Below are 14,007 nucleotides of genomic sequence, written 5' to 3'. Positions count from 1 at the left end.
CGAACAAACGTTCGTTTTTGTAGTTAAAATATATATTATATATATTCTTTTGTCAACTGAATAATATAATAATTGATAACACCTAGGATCGCCGATATTAAATTAAAAATATATTTATATAAAAAAAATAATAATCTCCGGTTGCCAGGAGATTATTATTACACGCTTAGTTAATGTCTTATTTTAAAAATCAATGAATAGCATAGCGAGAGTTTCTTGCAGGGTTAAGCGTAGAAAAGACACCGTAGTATCCACCATATCCCATAGAACTCCCAGACTTAACGTATATCCATGAACCGTTAGCTGGAACAATTACTGTCTCTATATCATAGGTACCATAAATTTGAGAAGTGGCGAAATAGAAAGAATCTCCCTCGGCTCTTACTCCATAAAATGGATTCGCGTTCCAATAACCGTCAGCAAATTTAAAGCGATAGCCGCTGTACTGCCATCCAGATCCCGTAAATGGGTTTGAACGATATTGTTTTCCTGTCAAATTATAATATGAATTAGGTCCTGGTGGTGTTGCTACGTATGGCGTTACTCCTTTTATTAAAGGTACTTCTGCTTTTATTGTAGTTTCTAAACTTGTTTCCTCAAACGCTTGGTCTGTAATTGCATCAGTAATTTCAGTAGAATTTTCTTCTACCATTAAAGATTCAACAGACTTAACAAATTCAACAGACCCTTCATGGTCCATAATCCCTTCTGAAATTGGATTATAGACTAACCCATCTCCACCTTCGATGTTTTCCTTCATTTCTTCTAAAGTAGCTGCTTCGCTTTTCATACTGAAAGAAAACATTAAACCACCTAAAATAGATACCCCAATCAAAAAAATATTCACTTTTTTCATTAAATTCCCTCCTTAAAGTAGTGTTATTACAAGTTATATTTAATCATATATTGATTTGTATATCAATCGTTTTTATATAAATAAAAACGATTTAAATTATTTTTTCGATTAACTATAAAGTAATATTTATATTTATATTAATGTATTTATTTTTTTGAGGGGAATAATATATTTTTGGAATATTGTATTTCGAATTAATGCTATAATACAATTTTTTCAAGAAATTACTTTCAACACCAAATAACTCGTTATTGTTACTACGAATAACAGAAGAAGGGAATCTATTAAAGAAAAAATATCTAGTTTCCAAATATAATGTATACCTTATTGATTATTGTAATGTTGACAATAGTTTTGCTATTTATTTTAAGTTATTCATAAACAAATAAATTAGTAGCACTAACAGTCAATCTTACTATGAATAAACGGATCTTTGTCAGTAAGGACTGATGACTTATAAAAATCAAATCTGGGACAGAATAAACTTTATTTTGTCTCGAATTTTTTGTTATTTTACTTTGATGAATTTATTAATCAAAAAGAGTCTATTCTCATGTTCTCAAATGTTTTAAATTCGTAGGATATACGTTTCATTGTCTTTATATGGGGAATCTTCGCATCTATTTTTCCATTAGAGTAAGGATAGAGTATCGCATTGGTGATGACTTCTTCATAGATTAGAAGGTCTTGAAGCTTCTCCCTAAAACCATCATCTAACGTTTCTGGAAGTTCTTTCAATAAGGTAAAAAGCAAGTCGAGATCTTTGTATCAAAACGCTTCAGTCAAAAACGGGTATTTGGCTGCTCAAAAATTTTGTCATTTTTTGTATTCATAATGATTAATGTTTGCTCGTTTTTTACAGAACACGCCAGTTCTTTTTAAGTTTTTCAGGTTCCTTGTTTTACCCCACCTTATGTAGTTTGTTCATTTCACGGATACGTAAATCAATGAATGCATGATTCATATGTTTGACAATATGACAGCGATTAATGATTAATTTCACATTGGGAGAACATGTTTGGTAAGATGAAAATAGGAGACACTCATTTCTGTAGTCAATAATTCTGCTTCTTCAGAATTTTTAGAGCTTAGAAAATAGCTTTTCAAATCTTTTAATGTACGAATAATGGTTGTCAAAGCTGCCTGGAAACTTTTCGCAATCGAATGTTTTGGACGAATAAAATAATTTTGAATAGTCCAATAACTTCCACAATTTTTACAGGGGCATGGCGTAGATGAGAGTACGGTATCAATGATTAACGTTCCCGAGCTTAAAACCTGATAAATGTCGGGAACAGAAGCAACTTTTCCAGAAATTCCTTCTTGTTTCTAGGAGCTGAACATTTCTACCCAGATCTTCCATAATCATTAAATTTTTGTCTATTAATCTTACCCTTTATTGATAGAGTTATTCATATAGCATATCGTCCTCTGAGTAGTTTATTTTGTCGTGATTTAATTATGCTAGTGAATGATATGTTAAAATGAAGATTGCATTGAAAGATCCACTCTGATTCATTAGTTCAATGCATTCTAGAGCTAAAAATGGCTGGTATCGTTTCTCTATTTGCTATGAAAAAGTTAAGATTACATGCTAGAAAAAGCCGACAATAATAATTCAAGAGAGAAGGGGTTATCAATGCTTAAAATAGTTAATAAAAAATTTAATCTTATCACCATATTTTCAATCGCTCTGTTGGTCATGGGCTTCTTGATTGTTGGCTTACAACTGTATTTCTACTTTATCTATGGTTCTAAATTTTTAGACAGTATCACATTGATTGGAATGATTAATTTAGGTTTAGGCTATTACCAGCTCTTTCTAAAAAAAGGCAAGAATATTTCTGAATAAACTGTCAAACGGCAATTATTCCAGATTCTTTTCTTTTTTTCGTGACACTGCCAGCAAGATAACGTAAAATAGAACAGGAGAAGGAAGGGGCAATTGAAGTGAATTTACCAAATAAATTAACAGTTTTAAGAATATTTATGATTCCGATTTTTATTATTATTGTGTCGGTGCCGATGGACTGGGGAACGATTAGTTTTGGCGACACAACGTTAGCCGTTACCCAATTAGTGGGCGCGATTATTTTTGCAGTTGCTAGTTTTACAGACTGGTTGGATGGCAAAATTGCCCGTGCGCAAGGCTTGGTGACGAACTTCGGAAAATTTGCGGACCCATTAGCGGACAAAATGCTAGTGATGACCGCTTTTATCGTCTTAGTTGGTCAAGGCAAAGTACCCGCTTGGATTGTAGCAATTATCGTTTGTCGTGAATTGGCAGTAACTGGTTTACGGTTGTTATTAGTCGAACATGGCGAAGTAATGGCAGCAGCTTGGCCAGGAAAAGTAAAAACAGCTACCCAAATGGTTGCAATTATTTTACTATTCATTAACAACATTCCATTTTCAGCACTCCATCTACCACTAGATCAAATCATGCTATATGCCTGCTTGATTTTCACCATTTACTCTGGTGTTGATTATTTTGCTAAGAATAAAGATGTTTTTAAAGGTTCGATGTAACCATATAAAAAAATTGCTTGATAAAAGCATAAATGAAAAAAGGTTCAAAGGTAAAATTGGTGAATCTTTTTTCTGTTCAGTGGGAATAGATATCTTGTTTGAATTTAGAGAACAATTGTTTGCTTTTATTTGACAAGAGGCTATGATTTAGCTATAATGTGGATGAAAGAAGTCAGAAATTCTTATGGCTCATATAGAATTTCTGGAGGTAAAACTCACCTGAAAGGGTACCAGATTATCTGGAGTGATGATAGAGCCAATCATCGAAAACTTACTTTCAGTGTCACGGTGCATGACACTCCAATGATACTTCTCAATTCATAGCTGACTGTTTCAAGTCGTTATGAACAAAGGATCTAGAGGCTGATACATTTAGTAGTCATAGGGTTGATAAACTATCAGCATATTTATTTAAAGTACGAAGGCTTAGAAGGAGCCTAGGCGAAAGCTGAAAATAATGCACCCTCTTATGAGATATTTCAACAAACGTGCTTTTTGCACGTTTGTTTTTTTTTATCAAAATGAAAACGTAGAGGAGGGATGGAATGGGTGAAGCTAAAGTAACTAAAACTTTCCGATTAACAGAATTAGTGGCAAGTGATTTAAGTTGTAAAGATTTATTTGATGAACTTATTGCCGTTTTAGAAATTTTAGATGTAGAAGTTGTTAATAAAAAAATAGTTTATTTCTATAAAAGAAACGTGAAAAGTAAACAAGAAAAACTAGAAGTTTGTTTTACTAGAGAGAGTATTCTGCACTTAATTGGGATAAGTTATTATGATATTAATGAAAGAGAAACCTCTAAGTCAAGAATGAAAAGTAAGTATGCTATTGAATTTTATAGAGACTTTAAAAGAAATAAATTGAACTTTTCAAAATGTTGGGTAGAAAGTACAAGAAAAGTAAAAGATAAGCTTCAGGTATTGAAATACATTAAAAGCATAAAGACAGATGTGGTCAGAATAGGCGCTGACGGACAATTAAGAACAATCCCTATGACGAACACAATCAGTACGCCTAAGATTGGTTTAGGGATTGGCTTATATCATGATCATCCAGAATTCTCAATTCCTCGTTCTTGTTTAAATCTTGCTCAGGATAAAGAAGCGAAACAACATACCTCGTTTCGTAACGCCTGTCGGTGTACAAAAATTTGGATATATGAAAGAACAGAACAGGGTACTTGGAAATTAGAAGATAGGCAAGAATTTTTTAAAAAAATACAGGCAGAAAAAAGTAAGAAAAAAAGAAGAAAAAAGTAGGACTACGTCATTAACTTAGTTTGTAATTTGCTATATATCGTCAGCTAATGATGTCGTAGAATGAAAAAAGGGGTTCTCTTATACTAATTTTTGTAAAGAATTAAATTTATTTTCTATTACAAGTCCAGTATAGAACTTATTACTTACATAACAGTACTTTTAGAAAAAATCAGAAACAAAATTAAAGAGAGTAGCCCCTTTGAATTTAAAATTTAATAACGATACGTTAAGAAGTACTATCACTTTTTAATTGGACGAACATCACAATCTGAAATGATAAGAGTTGCGAAATTTGGGGGATTTCGTTTTAATGATTTGCATAAGAAGCATTAAAACATAAGCTTGGTTTCATTTCTAAAAAGCATACAAAAATTTGGAAAGTAACAATTTTTCTATAAATAAACTGCCAAGTAAATGTTTAGACAGGATATGTTGCTCAACTTTTACGTTTTAAAACACCAAACAACGTTCTGTTTCTTTGAACGATCATGTGAGAAAATGGGAAACGTGATTTACCTAAACCTTGAATAGTTAAGCAAGTTGAGTGGAGATGAAACGAAAGAAATTATGAATTATGAACATTTTTTTACTTATAAAGATATCATTATTAGTTTACTAATTTTCTTTGGCTTGTTGTATGTAATAAGGCTGGAAAGCGTGACTAAATATTTTTCGTTAGTAATAGTCGCCATTGTTTGGTTTAATCCAAGACTAGTTCAGCTATTTGACAAGCACACGATTACTGTATCGATAGTTGTTACTCAAATGGTTATGCACTTCCTCTTTATTCCTTTATTTTTATTAACGCTATTAATTATTTCAATAACGGAAAAAGAAGATAGGTTATTTTGCCTACCCATTATATTTTCAGTCTTTCTTGTCTGTTCGCAAGCAACTTGGCTGTATGAGTATAATCTACTTTTTAGAGTAGTCGATATCTGGATGATTCTAATGATACTGTTCGTAAGGATAAAAAATATAAATCCTGAGTAGTTGCACTGAGAAAGCCAAGGATTAAAACTTCAAAGGAAAAGCCTGGGACATCAATCATTTTGGATTTTTGTTCCAGGCTTAAAAATGATAAAGGGTGGGAGCAGAAGCAACTACTAACAAATAAGACTTTTCTTTACGACAAATAATGCGGATCGGTCTTAGTCGTGCTAATGTTGTCGCGGATTTTTTTCAAGGAATCGGCATTTTGATCAAAATTGTGATACATCGTATTTGTATATAAAATATCCATTACCGTTAAGTAACTGATCCGTGAAGCCAAGGATTCCGCACGAAACAAGCCTTCTTCGGTGACGACAATAATTGCTTCGTCGGACAAGCCTGCCAACTCTGAACCGCTGTTACCAGTTAACGTAATCATTTTTGCGTTGGTTTTTTTAACTTGTCGTGCTAGGTTGATTGATTCTTTGGTTTTGCCTGAATGGGAAAAAATAAACACGCAATCTTCACTGGTTAATTTTGTGACAAAACTTAACTGCATGTGGTAATCAAAAATGTAGTTGCACCGATAGTTAGTCCGAATGAATTTATGGAAACTATCAAAAGCCACAATCGAGGACCCGCCTTGCCCAAAAAAATGAAGCGTTTTGGCAGAGTACATCAAAGCCAACACGTTATCTAACAGCTCCTTTGTTAAGAACTGTGTGGCGTTACTGAGGGAATAAATATTGGCTTGTAAGACTTTTTTAGCAATGGTAATACTATCATCATCTGGTGAAATATCATCGGCGCCATTCACGCTATTGACGTTTTGAAAAGTCGGCTGATAATTAGAATTTCTGGCGATATCAATTTTAAATTCTTGGAACCCAGAATAGCCAATCTTTTTTACAAATTGATACACGGAAGATTGGGAGACGCCAATTTCGTTGGCAAGACTTTCTAACGTCATTTGTGTCAATAATGATTCAGAATGAACAAAGTAATCGGAAATTTTCTTTTCTGTGAGGCTCAAATTCGGTTTTTTGATCCGAATCCGTTGATCCAAATAGTGGTTTTTCATTAACACGTTCCTCCAATCTTATTTTTTTAAAAATAAAATGAATGCCTTTTCATTGTTGGTATAGACTGATTATAGTGGAAAAAGAGGACAAATACAATTTCTCTTTTTCTCCACAAAAAAGAAATTCTTTAAAAAAGCCAAAAAAAATAAATAATCTTTTTTCTGAAAAATGAAGGGGTCTTGAAAAGACTTCTCTCAACTAAAGAAAGTAGCCAGTAAAAAGAACGTGATACCAAGAGATTTACTTGTGTTTTTTGTATGAAAGCTCCTTAAAAATAAAAACGTTTTACCTTTTGAGTAGGCAAGATTTTTGCTAAAAAATAAAAAATATTTTTTAATTAGTGTAATCGTTTACATTATTTTTTTTATCCTTTATGATTGAAGTATCAAAAGAGGCAGGTGAAAGAAAAATGGACATTGGCTTTATTGGACTTGGGAAAATGGGTTTGAACATGGCATTAAATGTTCACGAACAAGGCTGGCCCATTATTGGCTTTGATGTAACAAAGGAAGCAAGAGCGACTGCTAGAGAACAGGGTCTTTCCGTTGTAGATTCGTTACAAGAATTATTGAAAGCGCTTAATAAAAGGAAGGTGATTTTTTTAAGTACCCCCGCTGGTCAGATTACCAATCAATTAGTGGCAGAATTGGTAGAGCAATTAGCACCAGAGGATATCATTGTGGATAGTGGCAATTCAAATTTTCATGATAGTGTTGCGAATGCTCAGCTTGCTAAGGAAAAAGGAATTTATTTTATTGATTGTGGTACTTCTGGTGGCATCAAAGGAGCGCGGGAAGGAGCGTGTTTAATGGTTGGCGGTGCGCCTGAAGCTGTCAAAGTGTTAACCCCATTTTTTGAAGATTTAGCTTGTGAACAAGGGTATCTTTATGCTGGGAAATCAGGAGCTGGTCACTATTTGAAAATGGTGCATAACGGGATTGAGTACGTCATGATGCAAGCCATGGGCGAAGGATTCAATTTATTAGAAGCTGCCGAATATGATTTTGCGTTGGAGAAAGTAGCCGATGTGTGGAATCACGGCTCGATTATTGAAGCTCGCTTGATGGGCTTAGCGAAAGAGGTTTTTGCGGAAAATCCTACGTTAGCCAATCTAGAAGGGAAAGTTGCAGCAAATGGCGAAGCCAAATGGATGATTGAAGAAGCATTGCGTTTGGAAATGCCCGTCCCAACGACAGCGTTGTCCTTATTTACTCGAAATGAAAGTATGCTAGCAAATCATTTTTCAAACAAAGTGGTCGCTTCTTTGCGACAAGGATTTGGCGGGCATGAAGTCGTAAAAAGTCAGTAAAGGAGTTTAGTCATGTTAAAAAAACAAAAAATTGCCATAGTGAATTCCAGTAGTTTTGGTCAAATTTTTCCTGAACACTTGACGCGCTTAGAAAAAATAGGCACCGTGAAGCATTTTACAGTCGACAGTGAAATTGGTGGCAAAGAGTTAGCGGAACGTTTACAAGGATATACGATTATTATTGCTAGCGTGACGCCATTTTTCACGAAAGAATTTTTTGAACATAAAGATGAATTGTTGCTGATTTCTCGCCACGGCATTGGGTATAACAACATCGATTTAGACGCTGCAAAACAGCATGACACAATTGTTTCCATCATCCCGGCTTTAGTAGAACGAGATGCCGTGGCGGAAAACAATGTCACAAATTTACTAGCTGTTTTACGGCAAACCGTGGCTGCAGATGCCAGCGTTAAAGCAGATCAATGGGAAAAACGAGCGAATTTTGTCGGTCGGACATTATTTAACAAAACTGTGGGTGTCATTGGTGTTGGGAACACAGGAAGTTGTGTCGTGGAGACGTTACGAAACGGATTTCGCTGTGACGTGTTAGCGTATGATCCCTATAAATCCGCCACTTATCTGCAAAGTTATGGAGCCAAAAAAGTAGACTTAGATACGTTGCTAGCTTCAGCTGACATCATTTGTTTATGTGCCAATTTAACTGAAGAAAGTTATCACATGATTGGCTCGGCGGAAATTGCCAAGATGAAAGACGGCGTCTATCTTTCCAATAGCGCACGAGGCGCCTTGATTGATGAAGAAGCCATGATTGCCGGCTTAGAATCGGGCAAAATTGCTGGGCTTGGGACAGATGTTTTAGAAGAGGAACCAGGTCGGAAAAATCATCCTTATCTTGCGTTTGAAAATGTAGTAATGACGCCGCACACCTCCGCTTATACCATGGAATGCCTGCAAGCGATGGGAGAAAAATGCGTGCAAGATGTGGAAGACGTGGTGCAAGGTATTTTACCTCAACGGGCAGTGCAAGAAGTCAGTCGTTACGTTAGTTAAGAAGGAGGAGGAGCATGTTAACTGATTTAAAAGTGAAAGTTGGACCGCAATTTTATCGTTACCACGAAGGCGCCTTAGCTTCGGTGCCGTCACTTTTCAAGGAATATCACGCCCAACGAATTTTGGTGGTGCATGGCACCGTATCCTTTGAAAAAGCTCAGCCATTTTTGCCATTCTTGGCAGATTCAGAGTATCAATTCTTCTATCACACTTACACAGGAGAATGTAGTTATTTTGGCGCCGAACAAATTTCACAGCAAATAAAGGAACACCAGATTGACTTTCTTCTGGGAGTCGGCGGCGGTAAGTTAGCCGATTTAGTGGGCTACAGCGCCCATTTAAACAATCTGAATTTTGGCTTGGTCCCCACTTTGGCTAGTAACTGTGCGCCGTGGACACCGTTAGCTGTGATGTATCAAGAAAATGGCGCGGCCGAAGGCAAAACGGAACATTTCTTTCGCCAAGCTGCGTTTTTAATCACCGATCCTAAGTTGCTTCTGGATGCACCCCGTGATTATTTTGTCGCTGGTTTAGCTGATACGTTAGCGAAATGGTATGAATCAGAGACCATTTTACGCCAAGCCCATTTGCAAGGGGAACCCTTTTTACAATTAGCGGGAGCGACCGCCAAGCTTTCGCAAGAAGCGATTATGCGGGACTCAAAAGCAGCCTTAGCAGCGATGGATGAGGGCAAACTCACGCCTGAATTTGTCCATCTTTCAGAAATTGTTTTCGCCGTTTCCGGATTAGTCGGCGGCTTTGGCGACAAATACGCCCGCAATGCAGCAGCACACGCCATGCATGATGCTATGAGTAAATTTTTACCCAAAAGTCATGACTATTTACACGGCGAAAAAGTAGCTTACGGCATCTTCTATCAATTAGCATTGGAAAAAAGGTGGGCCATCATAGACGCATTAATCCCTTTTTATCAAGAGCTAAACTTGCCCATGTCGTTACGACAAATGGGCCTTTACCCAGAAGAAGAAGCAGTACTCGATGCAATGGTTCAATTTATTGATTCAAAAGAAAAGGTTCATTTAATTCCTATTGAGATTTCGGAAGAACGTTTACGTCAAGGGATTGAAGAGCTAGAAAAGTATATCCAAAACCAAGGATAAGAAGGAGGAACTATGGAAACGTTAAGTGTTTTACAAAGTTTGATAATGGCGCTTTGGGTGGCAGCAATTATGTCCAGATGGCTTGGAGGAGGAGCAACGTTAACGTTGCGTTTCTCGCCCTTAATGACAGGGTTAGTAGCAGGTTTAGTGATGGGCGATGTCCCGAAAGCGATGATTGTCACCGCAGCATTACAAATGATTTACATGGGTGTTTTTTCACCAGGTGGCTCTATGCCAGCAGAACCATCAATTGCGGCAGCGATTGCTGTGCCAGTTGCGTTGCTAGGAAATTTGAAGCCGGAAGCGGCTATCGCCGTAGCGGTTCCTGTCGGTCTTTTAGGAAGTTATTTATATCAATTCCGTTTCTTTATTAACACGTTTTTAGGGAAGTATACCGATCGTGCGGTGGCTGAACTAAATTCTAAAAAAATTGCCCGCTCAATTATCTGGTATCCAACGATTGCCTCATTTATTTTATTCGTTCCATTAGTCTTTTTTGCTCTTTATTTAGGGGCACCAGTCATTGCCGATATTATTAAAGCATTAGAAGGAACCGTTGTGATTCACGTGTTAGAAGTAGTCGGTGGTGGTTTAGCCGCAATTGGGATTGCGACAACGGTCTATGTCATTGGTCGAAAAGATTTCTTGGTTTTCTTTTTCCTTGCATACTTCATGAGTATCGTCTTTAAGTCATTGGAAATTACCATGGTAACGTATGCCATCTTTGGCGTAATTATTGCGTTAATTTTTGTGCAAGTCCAAAAAGGCAAACCTGTAGCAGAAAGTGCTGGTTCCGCCAGTGCCACCACTGATTTTGATGATGATGACGATTACGATGACGGGTTTTAAAAGAAAAAGGAGGAACTGAAATGACGGAAACAACAGAAAAAGTCGTGCCGAAAACAACGAATTTAGCACCAGAAGAAATTACCAATAAAGATGTTACAAAAGCTTATCTCCGTTGGCATTTTGCCAATGAAATTCCCCATTCCTTTGAACGTTACTTGGCGCCTTCGTTATTGTACGCAATGATGCCACTTTTAAAGAAATTATATAAAGACGATGAACAATTAAAAGCCGCTTATATGCGTCAACTGCTGTTTTTCAATACGCAATTAAGTTGGGGCGGCGGGGTCATTACTGGGCTGATGGCTTCTATGGAACAAGAGCGGGCCAAAGAAGAACATGAAGGCCGCGAAATCATGATGCAAGATGATTTAATGTATAACACCAAAGCTGGCTTGATGGGCGCGTTAGCTGGGATTGGTGATGCGATTGACTCAGGTACGGTTCAATATATTTTTATTGCGATTGCGGTGCCGTGGGCGCAACAAGGTAGCGCATTAGGTGCGATTTTCCCCTTTGTCGCGTTTGCTCTTTATCAAGTACTGTTAGGTGTGTTCTTTGCGAGACAATCCTTCAAAATGGGGCGGAATGCCACAGGCTTAATGCAAAGTGCGGGGATTCAAAAAGCCATTGAAATGTTATCTGTTTTAGGGTTGTTCATGATGGGGATTTTAGCTGGTAATTATGTCAAAGTTTCTTCAACTCTTCAATTTAAACTTTCTGGCCGTGAGTTTGTGGTTCAAGATATCCTTGATCAGATTGTCCCAGGACTCTTACCGCTAGCTGTTGTAATGGGCGTGTATTGGTTCTATACGAAAAAAGGCTTGAAAGTTACGCAAGCATTATTGTGGTTAACAGGTATCTTAATTGTCTTAGCAACAGTCGGTATTTTATAAAAAGAAAAGGACGTGAATCAGATGGGCGTAGTAAATTTAGCAAGAGTAGATGAACGATTAATTCATGGACAAGTGATGGTGACCTTGTCCCAAAAAAGTGGCGTTAATTCCATTTTCGTTGTTGATGAAGTGGTGGCAAAGGATAAATTTATGCGTGATTTATACAAAAGTGCAGGCAGTCGGACAGGACAAAAAACCATTGTCATTACGCCGGAAAAAGCTAAATTTTATTGGGATGAATACCAATTCAAAGAGTACAACTGTATTTTAATCGCTAAAACCGTCTCTGTAATTTATGACTTAGTAAAACACGGAGTCCCTATGAAGGAGTTAAATATCGGCGGTATTGCACAGAAGAATCCAGAAAAAGATTTATTAGTAACCAAATCAGTTTATTTAAACAAAGAAGATGCCGAAAAATTAAAAGAACTACATGAGGTGTATGGCGTAGAAGATATTTATTTCCAAGCAACGCCTTCTGCACCAAAAACTAGTTTAAAAGAGGTTTTAGGCAAATTTAATTTATAAAAAAGGCCAGTCGCTTGAGTCATTGCATGACTGTTTGAAGTAATGACTCAAGCCACTGAATTGAAGGAGGAACTTTTATGTTAGGGATTGTGATTGCTACACACGGTGCACTAAGTGACGGTGCGAAAGACGCAGCTACCGTGATTATGGGCGCAACCGAAAATATCGAAACCGTTAATCTAAATAGTGGAGACGATGTCCAAGCACTAGGCGGACAAATTAAAACAGCGATTGAGAACGTCCAACAAGGGGATGGCGTGTTGGTCATGGTTGACTTATTAAGTGCGAGTCCTTACAATCAGGCAGTTTTGGTGATTAACGAACTCGAACCAGCTCTACAAAAGAAAATCTTTGTGGTGAGTGGTACCAACCTACCAATGGTCTTAGAAGCGATAAACCATCAATTATTGGGCACACCGATTGCTGAAGCGGCGCAAGCGATTGTTGCGCAAGGCAAAGAAAGTGTGCAAGCATGGGATATTTCTATGACTTCCTTTGAGGACGAAGAGGATGAGGACGATGATTTTTAAGAATGTAGTAAAGGGTGAAAGCAATGAAATGGGGATTTAGATGGTACGGAGCGGCAGGCGATGCCATTCCGTTAAAACATATTCGACAGATTCCAGGAATTACTGGTGTTGTCGGTACCTTGTTAAATAAACTACCAGGTGATGTTTGGACAGTAGCCGAAATTCAGGCACTTAAACAATCGGTGGAACAAGAAGGATTAGCACTTTTAGGAATTGAAAGTGTCGCTATTCATGATGCCATTAAAGCGGGGACGGATCAACGAGACCACTATATTGATAATTATCGCCAGACGTTGCGTAACTTGGGGAAATGCGGAATTTCCTTAGTGTGCTACAGTTTCAAACCTATTTTTGGTTGGGCTAAAACGGACTTGGCGTATGAGAATGAAGATGGCAGCTTATCGTTGTTATTTGATCAAGCTGTGGTAGAGAACATGCAGCCAGAAGACATGTATCAATTAATTCACAGTCAGTCAAAAGGATTCCGGTTACCAGGTTGGGAAGAGGAGCGTTTGCAACAATTTCAAGAATTGAAAGCCATGTATGCCGGCGTAACGGAAGAAGATTTGGTCGAAAATTTGCGCTACTTTTTAGAACGTGTGATTCCTGTCTGTGAAGAAGAAAATATCAAAATGGGGATTCACCCCGATGATCCACCTTGGGAAATTTTTGGTTTGCCAAGAATCACTAAAAATTTAGCGGATTTAAAACGGATCCTTTCCTTGGTTGACTCACCAGCAAATGGGATTACATTTTGTACAGGTTCCCTCGGTGCGGACCCGACGAATGATTTGCCTACTATGATTCGTGAAATAGGTCACAGAATTAATTTTGTTCATTTCCGCAATGTGAAGTATTTAGGCGAGCATCGTTTTGAAGAAACGGCGCATCCGAGTGTCGCTGGTTCGTTAGATATGGCGGAATTAATGCAAGCACTGGTAGACGTAGGGTATGAAGGCGTTATTCGTCCTGACCATGGGCGGGCAATTTGGGATGAAAAAGCGATGCCTGGTTATGGTTTATATGATCGAGCAATGGGGTTGACCTATATTCAAGGACTGTACGAAGCAACCAAAGCCAAACAAAATAGGAAGTGACAGA

Annotated in this window: 13 protein-coding genes and 1 pseudogene; 11 read left to right on the top strand and 3 right to left on the bottom strand. The window is 37.4% G+C overall.

What is annotated here, in order from left to right; translation table 11 throughout:
* Window positions 1-190: 190 nt before the first annotated feature.
* Together IGL48_RS13080 and IGL48_RS13075 are read right to left on the bottom strand one after the other, a co-directional pair.
* Window positions 191-856 (bottom strand): hypothetical protein, encoded by a 666-nt coding sequence (locus IGL48_RS13080; protein ID WP_010825560.1) that lies wholly within the window; start codon window positions 854-856, stop codon window positions 191-193.
* 508 nt (window positions 857-1,364) lie between these two features.
* A pseudogene (locus tag IGL48_RS13075) lies at window positions 1,365-2,077 on the bottom strand (transposase); the annotation flags it as partial.
* A gap of 418 nt (window positions 2,078-2,495) precedes the next feature.
* On the opposite strand from IGL48_RS13075, the gene IGL48_RS13070 reads away from it, so the two are divergent.
* From IGL48_RS13070 to IGL48_RS13060, 3 genes are all read left to right on the top strand, one after another.
* Window positions 2,496-2,708 (top strand): hypothetical protein, encoded by a 213-nt coding sequence (locus IGL48_RS13070; protein ID WP_002359021.1) that lies wholly within the window; start codon window positions 2,496-2,498, stop codon window positions 2,706-2,708.
* A gap of 98 nt (window positions 2,709-2,806) precedes the next feature.
* Window positions 2,807-3,385, top strand: coding sequence for a CDP-diacylglycerol--glycerol-3-phosphate 3-phosphatidyltransferase (gene pgsA, locus IGL48_RS13065; protein ID WP_002365382.1), 579 nt, complete (start codon window positions 2,807-2,809; stop codon window positions 3,383-3,385).
* Window positions 3,386-3,930: 545 nt separating this feature from the next.
* Window positions 3,931-4,647, top strand: coding sequence for a PBECR4 domain-containing protein (locus IGL48_RS13060; RefSeq protein ID WP_002378980.1), 717 nt, complete (start codon window positions 3,931-3,933; stop codon window positions 4,645-4,647).
* A 1,126-nt stretch (window positions 4,648-5,773) separates the two neighbouring features.
* On the opposite strand, the gene IGL48_RS13055 is transcribed toward IGL48_RS13060, so the two are convergent.
* On the bottom strand, window positions 5,774-6,661 hold the full coding sequence (locus tag IGL48_RS13055; RefSeq protein WP_002383224.1) for a MurR/RpiR family transcriptional regulator: 888 nt from the start codon (window positions 6,659-6,661) through the stop codon (window positions 5,774-5,776).
* A 374-nt stretch (window positions 6,662-7,035) separates the two neighbouring features.
* On the opposite strand from IGL48_RS13055, the gene gnd reads away from it, so the two are divergent.
* The 8 genes from gnd to uxuA all read left to right on the top strand — a co-directional run bounded on the left by gnd (window position 7,036) and on the right by uxuA (window position 14,003).
* Window positions 7,036-7,971: a phosphogluconate dehydrogenase (NAD(+)-dependent, decarboxylating) gene (gene gnd / locus IGL48_RS13050; RefSeq protein WP_048949515.1), complete on the top strand. Its 936-nt coding sequence runs from the start codon at window positions 7,036-7,038 to the stop codon at window positions 7,969-7,971.
* 12 nt (window positions 7,972-7,983) lie between these two features.
* Window positions 7,984-8,985: a D-isomer specific 2-hydroxyacid dehydrogenase family protein gene (locus IGL48_RS13045; protein ID WP_002368455.1), complete on the top strand. Its 1,002-nt coding sequence runs from the start codon at window positions 7,984-7,986 to the stop codon at window positions 8,983-8,985.
* Between the two features lie 14 nt (window positions 8,986-8,999).
* Entirely contained in the window at window positions 9,000-10,106 is a 1,107-nt protein-coding gene (locus IGL48_RS13040; RefSeq protein ID WP_002359028.1) for an iron-containing alcohol dehydrogenase family protein, read from the top strand.
* A gap of 12 nt (window positions 10,107-10,118) precedes the next feature.
* Window positions 10,119-10,955 (top strand): PTS mannose/fructose/sorbose/N-acetylgalactosamine transporter subunit IIC, encoded by an 837-nt coding sequence (locus IGL48_RS13035; RefSeq protein ID WP_002354902.1) that lies wholly within the window; start codon window positions 10,119-10,121, stop codon window positions 10,953-10,955.
* Window positions 10,956-10,975: 20 nt separating this feature from the next.
* The gene (locus IGL48_RS13030; RefSeq protein ID WP_002354903.1) at window positions 10,976-11,848 is read left to right on the top strand and encodes a PTS system mannose/fructose/sorbose family transporter subunit IID; all 873 of its coding nucleotides are present in this window, start codon (window positions 10,976-10,978) and stop codon (window positions 11,846-11,848) included.
* 21 nt (window positions 11,849-11,869) lie between these two features.
* Entirely contained in the window at window positions 11,870-12,376 is a 507-nt protein-coding gene (locus IGL48_RS13025) for a PTS system mannose/fructose/N-acetylgalactosamine-transporter subunit IIB (RefSeq protein ID WP_002354904.1), read from the top strand.
* 77 nt (window positions 12,377-12,453) lie between these two features.
* A complete protein-coding gene (locus IGL48_RS13020; protein ID WP_002354905.1) occupies window positions 12,454-12,906 on the top strand; it encodes a PTS sugar transporter subunit IIA in 453 nt (150 codons plus the stop codon).
* Between the two features lie 23 nt (window positions 12,907-12,929).
* Window positions 12,930-14,003: a mannonate dehydratase gene (gene uxuA / locus IGL48_RS13015; RefSeq protein WP_002388613.1), complete on the top strand. Its 1,074-nt coding sequence runs from the start codon at window positions 12,930-12,932 to the stop codon at window positions 14,001-14,003.
* Window positions 14,004-14,007 lie beyond the last annotated feature (4 nt).

Origin of the sequence: Enterococcus sp. DIV1090 (assembly GCF_050537975.1) — a bacterium.
Taxonomy (GTDB): Bacteria; Bacillota; Bacilli; order Lactobacillales; family Enterococcaceae; genus Enterococcus; species Enterococcus faecalis.
The sequence above is the reverse complement of the archived record's forward strand: the minus strand, read 5'-3'. Positions and strand labels throughout refer to the sequence as shown.

Bases quoted from the DNA above. Each gene is read 5' to 3' on its own strand.
- IGL48_RS13080 (WP_010825560.1), bottom strand. From the start codon at position 856: ATGAAAAAAGTGAATATTTTTTTGATTGGGGTATCTATTTTAGGTGGT.
- IGL48_RS13070 (WP_002359021.1), top strand. From the start codon at position 2,496: ATGCTTAAAATAGTTAATAAAAAATTTAATCTTATCACCATATTTTCA.
- IGL48_RS13060 (WP_002378980.1), top strand. From the start codon at position 3,931: ATGGGTGAAGCTAAAGTAACTAAAACTTTCCGATTAACAGAATTAGTG.
- IGL48_RS13055 (WP_002383224.1), bottom strand. From the start codon at position 6,661: ATGAAAAACCACTATTTGGATCAACGGATTCGGATCAAAAAACCGAAT.
- gnd (WP_048949515.1), top strand. From the start codon at position 7,036: ATGATTGAAGTATCAAAAGAGGCAGGTGAAAGAAAAATGGACATTGGC.
- IGL48_RS13045 (WP_002368455.1), top strand. From the start codon at position 7,984: ATGTTAAAAAAACAAAAAATTGCCATAGTGAATTCCAGTAGTTTTGGT.
- IGL48_RS13040 (WP_002359028.1), top strand. From the start codon at position 9,000: ATGTTAACTGATTTAAAAGTGAAAGTTGGACCGCAATTTTATCGTTAC.
- IGL48_RS13035 (WP_002354902.1), top strand. From the start codon at position 10,119: ATGGAAACGTTAAGTGTTTTACAAAGTTTGATAATGGCGCTTTGGGTG.
- IGL48_RS13030 (WP_002354903.1), top strand. From the start codon at position 10,976: ATGACGGAAACAACAGAAAAAGTCGTGCCGAAAACAACGAATTTAGCA.
- IGL48_RS13025 (WP_002354904.1), top strand. From the start codon at position 11,870: ATGGGCGTAGTAAATTTAGCAAGAGTAGATGAACGATTAATTCATGGA.
- IGL48_RS13020 (WP_002354905.1), top strand. From the start codon at position 12,454: ATGTTAGGGATTGTGATTGCTACACACGGTGCACTAAGTGACGGTGCG.
- uxuA (WP_002388613.1), top strand. From the start codon at position 12,930: ATGAAATGGGGATTTAGATGGTACGGAGCGGCAGGCGATGCCATTCCG.